The organism is Inquilinus limosus MP06 (genome assembly GCF_000767795.1).
GTDB lineage: Bacteria > Pseudomonadota > Alphaproteobacteria > DSM-16000 > Inquilinaceae > Inquilinus > Inquilinus limosus_E.
Genome location: NZ_JANX01000354.1, coordinates 1 through 6,516, shown reverse-complemented (window position 1 = coordinate 6,516; position 6,516 = coordinate 1). Strand labels below are relative to the sequence as shown.

The 6,516-nt window shown below is 71.1% G+C and carries 10 protein-coding genes; 5 read left to right on the top strand and 5 right to left on the bottom strand.

Annotated features, from left to right (window positions below; translation table 11 throughout):
- The coding region (gene nadC / locus P409_RS22670; RefSeq protein WP_034844031.1) for a carboxylating nicotinate-nucleotide diphosphorylase at nt 1-488 on the top strand (488 nt) is incomplete at its 5' end.
- A gap of 3 nt (nt 489-491) precedes the next feature.
- Nucleotides 492-1,646 carry an enolase C-terminal domain-like protein gene (locus P409_RS22665; protein ID WP_034844028.1) on the top strand — a complete coding sequence of 385 codons (1,155 nt, stop codon included), beginning with the start codon at nt 492-494 and terminating at the stop codon, nt 1,644-1,646.
- A 20-nt stretch (nt 1,647-1,666) separates the two neighbouring features.
- On the opposite strand, the gene P409_RS22660 is transcribed toward P409_RS22665, so the two are convergent.
- On the bottom strand, nt 1,667-2,107 hold the full coding sequence (locus tag P409_RS22660) for a hypothetical protein (RefSeq protein ID WP_034844027.1): 441 nt from the start codon (nt 2,105-2,107) through the stop codon (nt 1,667-1,669).
- 57 nt (nt 2,108-2,164) lie between these two features.
- Nucleotides 2,165-2,557: a hypothetical protein gene (locus tag P409_RS22655; RefSeq protein WP_152613493.1), complete on the bottom strand. Its 393-nt coding sequence runs from the start codon at nt 2,555-2,557 to the stop codon at nt 2,165-2,167.
- Nucleotides 2,558-2,744: 187 nt separating this feature from the next.
- Between P409_RS22655 and rnd the strand changes: the two genes are divergently transcribed.
- The 3 genes from rnd to P409_RS22640 are packed head-to-tail and all read left to right on the top strand — an operon-like array spanning nt 2,745 to nt 5,527.
- Entirely contained in the window at nt 2,745-3,893 is a 1,149-nt protein-coding gene (gene rnd / locus P409_RS22650; RefSeq protein WP_034844022.1) for a ribonuclease D, read from the top strand.
- Nucleotides 3,894-3,908: 15 nt separating this feature from the next.
- The gene (locus tag P409_RS22645; protein WP_052121208.1) at nt 3,909-4,898 is read left to right on the top strand and encodes a M23 family metallopeptidase; all 990 of its coding nucleotides are present in this window, start codon (nt 3,909-3,911) and stop codon (nt 4,896-4,898) included.
- A complete protein-coding gene (locus P409_RS22640; RefSeq protein ID WP_034844021.1) occupies nt 4,895-5,527 on the top strand; it encodes a glutathione S-transferase family protein in 633 nt (210 codons plus the stop codon). Before P409_RS22645 ends, P409_RS22640 begins: the two co-directional genes overlap by 4 nt.
- Before the next feature lie 15 nt (nt 5,528-5,542).
- Here the strand turns inward: P409_RS22640 and P409_RS22635 are convergent, their stop codons facing one another.
- From P409_RS22635 to P409_RS22630, 3 genes are all read right to left on the bottom strand, one after another.
- The gene (locus tag P409_RS22635) at nt 5,543-5,962 is read right to left on the bottom strand and encodes an SgcJ/EcaC family oxidoreductase (protein WP_034844019.1); all 420 of its coding nucleotides are present in this window, start codon (nt 5,960-5,962) and stop codon (nt 5,543-5,545) included.
- Between the two features lie 66 nt (nt 5,963-6,028).
- Nucleotides 6,029-6,190 (bottom strand): hypothetical protein, encoded by a 162-nt coding sequence (locus tag P409_RS39120; RefSeq protein ID WP_161790451.1) that lies wholly within the window; start codon nt 6,188-6,190, stop codon nt 6,029-6,031.
- A 48-nt stretch (nt 6,191-6,238) separates the two neighbouring features.
- Nucleotides 6,239-6,516 (bottom strand): helix-turn-helix transcriptional regulator (locus P409_RS22630; protein WP_034844016.1); only part of this gene is annotated, 278 nt, incomplete at its 5' end.

Sequence of the window (6,516 nt, the reverse complement as noted above, 5' to 3'; positions counted from 1 at the left end):
GCCGCGGCCGCCCGGCCGTACAAGGCGCGCAGTCGCCGTGCACCCGCAAGACCACGCCGGGGCTGCGGGCGCTGGAGAAGCACGCCGTCCGTGCCGGCGGCGGCGTCAACCACCGCTTCGGCCTGGATGACGCGGTGCTGATCAAGGACAACCACGTCGCCGTGGCCGGCGGGGTGCGGCCGGCGATCGCCCAGGCCCGCGCCGCGATCGGCCATCTGGTGAAGATCGAGGTGGAGGTCGACACGCTCGACCAGCTGGACGAGGCGCTGGCCGAGGGCATCGACGCCGTGCTGTTGGACAACATGACGCTCGACCGACTGCGCGAGGCGGTGCGCCGGGTCGACGGAAGGGCGGTGACCGAGGCGTCAGGCCGGGTGACGGCGGAGACGGTGCCGGCCATCGCCGCCACGGGCGTCGACCTGATCTCCACCGGCTGGATCACCCATTCGGCGCCGATCCTCGACCTCGGCCTGGACTGGGAGGGATAGCCGATGCGGATCGTCGATATCCGGGAGCGGTCGGTCCCGATCTCGCGCTATGCCGATCCGGCCATCCCGTCCGGCGGGCTGACCACCAGCATCGTCGCGGTGGTCACCGACGTGGTGCGAGACGGATGGCCGGTCGTCGGCTGGGGCTTCGGGTCGATCGGCCGGTTCGCGCAGGGCGGGCTGATCCGCGAGCGCTTCGCGCCCAGGCTGCTGGCCGCGTCCCTGGCCGATGCGGCCGGGACCAATCTCGACCCGTTCCGCGCCTGGGCCGCGATGATGGCCGGGGAGAAGCCGGGCGGCCATGGCGAGCGCTGCGTCGCGGTCGGCACCCTCGACATGGCACTGTGGGACGCCGCCGCAAAGATCGCCGGCCTGCCGCTGCATCGCTTCCTGGCCGATCGCCTCGGGCAGGCGGAGCCGGCGCCGGAGCGCGTGCCGGTCTATGCCGGCGGCGGCTACCTGTATCCACAGGAGGATCTCGCCCGGCTGGGGGAGGAGATGCACCGGCTGGCCGATCTCGGCTACACCCGCGCCAAGATCAAGATCGGCACGGCCGGGCCGGCGCGGGACCTCCGCCGGATCGAGGTCGCGGCGGCGGCGCTGGGCGGCCCCGGAAACCTCGCCGTCGACGCGATGAACGCCTATGACGGCCCCGCCGCGCTGGAAGCGGCCGCCGCGCTGGCGCCGCTCGGGCTGTGGTGGTTCGAGGATGTCTGCGACCCGCACGACTTCCCGACCCAGGCGGCGGTGACGGCCGCCTATCCGGGACCGGTCGCGTCGGGCGAGGCGCTGTTCTCCGCGGCCGAGGCCCGGCTGCTGGCGCGGCATGGCGGGCTGCGGCCCGACCGCGACATCCTGCTGTTCGACCCGGTGCACTGCTATGGCCTGCCCGGCTTTCTGCAGATCGTCGACGCCATGACCGCCGCGGGCTGGCCGCGCCGGGCGTTCTGGCCGCATGGCGGGCACCTGTTCACCCTGCATGTCGTCGCCGCGCTCGGGCTGGGCGGCGCCGAGGTCAACCCGCTCTGCTTCCATCCCTTCGGCGGGCTCGGCGACGATGCCACCGTCAGCGACGGTCTGGCCGGCCTGCCGCAGTTGCCCGGCATCGGCTTCGAAAGCCGCGCCGGGCTGCACCGGCTGTTCGGGGAGCTGGGCTGATGGGGGATGGCGGGCTCGTGTCAGTCGGCCGGACGCTTCTGCCCGCGCCGCTCGTCCTCGGCGAGCTGGGCCACGGCGGCGAGGCGGCTGTCATAGCTCACGCCGTTATAGACATAGGTGACCCGGCGGGTGACCGGATCGGTCGATTCACGGATCGGTGCCGTCGACGGGCGCGGCGGCGGGGGCGATGGCGACCGGCTCGGCGCGGGTCCGCCACCGTCCCGCAACGTCTTGAGCTCCCGCCACAGATCGTCCCGCAGCAGGCCGAGCTCCGCCCGCATCAGCTCGGAATTCTCCAGAACCCGGGCGAGCGCGACGAACACTGCGGCGGAGACGAAGCCGGAGAACAGGAAGATCAGCCCCAGGAAGAAGCTCCTCGGATCCCCGAACCAGCACCACAGCGTCACGAAGGCGCTCAGTACGAACTCGATGATGGCGATGACTCTCAGCGTCGTCGGCACCGCTTTCCCCTCTCGCCAAGCGGCCCTGCCGGCCGAAAACGATCAACGCATGCCCGGCTATCGGCTGCACGGCCCGATGATCCGGTCGACCGACAGCATCGGCACCGCCGCGGCGCCGCGGCGTTCGAACCGGCCATGAACCAGGAGGCAGCCGCCCGATGCCCAGGCGCGCCAGATCTCGTTACGGGCCTGCTCCAGCAGCTCGGGCCGGGCCGCGATCACCGGCGGCGCGTCCCCCGCATAGGCCGGCGGCACGGTGCCGGCGGCGACGCTCTCGTCATCGACCGGCACCACGCCGCGCCACGGGCAGGGCTGCTTCAGGCAGCGCACGCCGGTGTCGCCGACCCGGAACAGGCCTGACGGCGCCTCCTCCCGCCCGGCCGCGCCGGCAAAAGGCAGGGTCGCCGCCAGCACGGCCACGGCCGCCGTCAATGCCAGGGATCGTCTCATGCCGCCCTCCTTGCCGCCGTCTCCACGCTCCCGGACCGCCATGGCGAAAGCATGGCTTCGTTCCCGCCCCGGCCCTCATCCCGGTTCGCGCCCAAGCCTAGACGGATTCGGCACCTGCGACATTCCGTTCAGCGAATCGGCGTAAAGCACTCGGCAACCGGGGGAGTCATCCGCTACAACGCTGAGGATGACTCTGATCACCTCCTCCGCCGAGCTCGCCGCCTTCTGCGACCGCATGGCAGCGGCCGACTACATCGCCATCGACACCGAGTTCATGCGCGAGCACACCTTCTGGCCGAAGCTGTGCCTGGTGCAGATCGCCGGGTTGGACGAGGCGGCGGCCATCGACCCGCTGGCCTCCGGCATCGACCTGGAGCCGCTGTTCACGCTGGTGCACAACCCGAAGGTGCTGAAGGTCTTCCACTCCGCCCGCCAGGACGTGGAGATCTTCGTGCATCTGACCGGGCGGGTGCCGACGCCGCTGTTCGACACCCAGGTCGCGGCGATGGTCTGCGGCTTCGGCGAATCGGTCAGCTACGAGAACCTGGTCGGCAAGCTGGCCAATGCGCGGATCGACAAATCTTCGCGCTTCACCGACTGGTCGCACCGGCCGCTGACCGAGCGCCAGATCGACTATGCCCTGGCCGACGTGATCCATCTTCGCCCGGCCTACGAGGCGCTGCGCAAACAGCTGACCAAGTCGGGCCGCGAGGCCTGGCTGGCCGAGGAGATGGCGATCCTCTGCGACCCCGGCACCTATCGCACCGAGCCGGACCAGGCCTGGCTGCGGCTGAAGCCGCGCAACGCCTCGGCCAAGTTCCTGTCGATCCTGCGCGAGGTGGCGGCCTGGCGCGAGCGCGAGGCGCAGAAACGCGACATCCCGCGCGGCCGTATCCTGAAGGACGAGGCCCTCCTGGAGATCGCCGCCCACACTCCGCGCGACCTCGATTCCATGGCCCGGATCCGCGGCATGAGCCGCAACATGGCCGAGGGCTGGCAGGGCCAGGGGCTGATCGCGGCGGTCGAGCGTGGCCTTGCGACGCCGCCGGACCAGGCGCCCAAGCTGGCGCAGCGCCCGCCGACCCCGCCCGGCATCGCGCCGCTGGTCGAGCTGATGCGCGTGCTCCTGAAGATGAAATGCGAGGACGAGGGCGTGGCCCAGAAGCTGGTCGCCGGCAGCGACGACCTGGAGGCCATCGCCATGGACGACGACGCCGAGGTGCCGGCGCTGCACGGCTGGCGCCGCGAGCTGTTCGGCGAGGACGCGCTGGCGCTGAAGCGCGGCGGCATCGCGCTCGCGGTGCAGGGCCGGCGGATCCGGGTGGTGACCCTTTAGGGACGGAGACAGCGGATGATGCGGAGCGCCCTGATCGGACTCGTCCTTCTCGCCGCGCCCGTGGCCTCCGCGCAGGAGCAGGAGCCCCGCTTCGCCTGGCCGGCCGCCTGCACCCTGGGCCAGGACTGCTTCATCCAGAATTATATCGATGCCGAGCCCGGGCCGCGCTTCGGCAACTTCCGCTGCGACCGGCTGGGCTACAACGGCGACAACGGCACCGACATCCGCCTGCGTGACCTGGCCGCGATGCGCAAGGGCGTCGACATCCTGGCGGCGGCCGACGGCACCGTGGCCGGTGTCCGCGACGGCGAGCCGGACGTCTCGGTCGACCAGCGCGGTGCCGACGCGGTCAGGGGCAAGACGGCCGGCAACGGCGTCACCATCGACCATGGCGGCGGCTGGTTCACCCGCTACGCCCATATGAAGCAGGGCAGCGTCCGGGTGAAGCCGGGCGACACGGTGAAGGCCGGGCAGACGCTGGGCCAGATCGGCCTGTCCGGCAATACCGAGTTCCCGCATGTCGAGTTCAGCGTATTCAGGGAGGACGCCAGCAGGAAAGCGACGTTCATCGACCCCTTCACCGCGCTGCCGGTCGAGTCGGGCTGCAACAAGACCGGCCATTCGCTGTGGGCCATGGACGTGCCCTATATCCCGACCGCCCTGCTGACCGCCGGCTTCGCCGCCGGCCAGGTCGACTGGGACGCGGCACGCCGCGGGGAGTATGCCGACGTCAAGGGCGGCCGGAATGCGCCGCTGGTGGTGTGGGCCGAAAGCTTCGGCGTGCGGGCCGGCGACACCCAGACCGTGACCATCAACGGCCCGGACGGCACGCAGGTGTTCCAGTACCGCACGGTGCTGACGGACTCGAAGAATCTCTGGACCGCCTTCAGCGGGCGGCGCGCCCCGCCCGAGGGCTGGGCGCCCGGCACCTATACCGGCCGCTACCAGCTGGAGCGGAACGGAGCCCTGGTGGTCGACGCCGAGCGGCAGGTGCAGGTCCCATGACCCCGATCCTCTACGGCGCCCGCTACAGCGTCTATGTCCGCGCCGTCCTGATGGCGCTGCAGGAGAAGGGTGTGGGCTTCGACCTGGTCGAGGTCGACATCTTCGCCGCCGAGGGGCCGCCGCCGGGCTATCTCGGCCGCCACCCCTTCGGCCGTATCCCGGCCTTCGAGCATGACGGCTTCGCGCTGTACGAGACCGCGGCGATCACCCGCTATGTCGACGAGGCGTTTCCCGGGCCGGCGCTGCAGCCCGCCGACGCCCGCGGCCGGGCCCGGATGACGCAGGTCATCGGCGTGCTCGACAGCTACGCCTATCGCCCGCTGGTCTGGGACATCTATGTCGAGCGGGTGTCCAAGCCGAAGGCGGGCCGGCCGAGCGACGAGGCCCTGATCGCCGCCGCCCTGCCGCGCGCCGGGCTGTGCCTGGACGTGCTCGAAGGCTTCCTCGGCGACGGCCCGTGGCTGGCGGGCGGGGCGCCCAGCCTCGCCGACCTGCACGCCGCCCCGGTCATCGACTATTTCCGGATGGCGCCCGAGGGGCGAGACCTGCTGGGCCGGCACGAGCGGCTGGCCGCCTGGTGGGATCGCATCGCCGCCCGCCCGAGCGCCGGGGTGCTGGGGCGAAGCTAGCGGAAGGTCAGGCGGTCACGGCGGCGCGAGCGCACCCGGCACGATATCGGTGTTCTGGGCGATCCGGATCCGCCAGCCGCCCACGGCCTCGGTCAGCACCAGAAGCAGTATGCCTTGCCGCGGTTCGGCCGGAGTGCCGTCCGGCGAGCCCAGGCCGGTCAGCGTCCAAGTCACGTGCAAGGCGGCAGCCCCCGCGGGCCCCAGGCGAGTGATCTCAGCGATCTCGCCTTCCAGATGGCTCTCTTTGAAGATGGTCTCGTGGGTTGCCGCATGGGCGGCCTCGATTTCCACCCGGCTCCGCCACCACAGGCCGACGACATTGACGAAGTCCGCGTCCTCCGCGAACAGCGCGGCCAGTGATGTTGTGTCGTGACGGTTCCAGGCCGCAATGAACGCGGCCGGAACGTCCTCCAGCCGAAGCCGCTCCGACACCATCGGATCCTCGCCCGCAGGCAATATTTAATTGAATTTTACCACGAATTTGCACTCGCAGAAATCGGGTCACTCCCAGACATGCGAGCGGCCGGGCGCCAGCAGGACCGAGCGCAGATGAGCAACCATCCGCGCCTCGTTCTCGGCCGAACGGCTGGCCGGCCGCGATGTCGCGCGCTGGCCTTCGTCGTTCAGGCCCCGCCGCGCCGCAATCGGACTCTCGTGATCCATGGCTTCCCCGTCATATCGTTCAGGCCATTCCAGCGCGCAAACATGGCGTCATCGCGCCGATCCGGGGTCACGGCCCGCCTTATTTGCGGCACAGCTCGGGCCGGGGGCGAACCGCCCGGGTGTCACCCCGAAGCCGGCGCGGAAGCGGGTGATGAAGGCACTGATGCTGTCATAGCCGACGGCCAGAGCCGCCTCGGTCACCGAAGCCCCGTCGCCGAGCAATGCCGCCGCCCGGATCAGCCGGGCGTGGTGCCGCCACTGGACGAAGCTCAGCCCCGTCTCGGCCTTGAAGCGGCGCACTAGGCTGCGCTTCGGCAGGCCCAGCG

What these genes read in the sequence shown, in the direction of transcription:
- P409_RS22665 (WP_034844028.1), top strand. Translation starts at nt 492, where the DNA reads ATGCGGATCGTCGATATCCGGGAGCGGTCGGTCCCGATCTCGCGCTAT.
- P409_RS22655 (WP_152613493.1), bottom strand. Translation starts at nt 2,557, where the DNA reads ATGAGACGATCCCTGGCATTGACGGCGGCCGTGGCCGTGCTGGCGGCG.
- rnd (WP_034844022.1), top strand. Translation starts at nt 2,745, where the DNA reads ATGACTCTGATCACCTCCTCCGCCGAGCTCGCCGCCTTCTGCGACCGC.
- P409_RS22645 (WP_052121208.1), top strand. Translation starts at nt 3,909, where the DNA reads ATGATGCGGAGCGCCCTGATCGGACTCGTCCTTCTCGCCGCGCCCGTG.
- P409_RS22640 (WP_034844021.1), top strand. Translation starts at nt 4,895, where the DNA reads ATGACCCCGATCCTCTACGGCGCCCGCTACAGCGTCTATGTCCGCGCC.
- P409_RS22635 (WP_034844019.1), bottom strand. Translation starts at nt 5,962, where the DNA reads ATGGTGTCGGAGCGGCTTCGGCTGGAGGACGTTCCGGCCGCGTTCATT.
- P409_RS39120 (WP_161790451.1), bottom strand. Translation starts at nt 6,190, where the DNA reads ATGGATCACGAGAGTCCGATTGCGGCGCGGCGGGGCCTGAACGACGAA.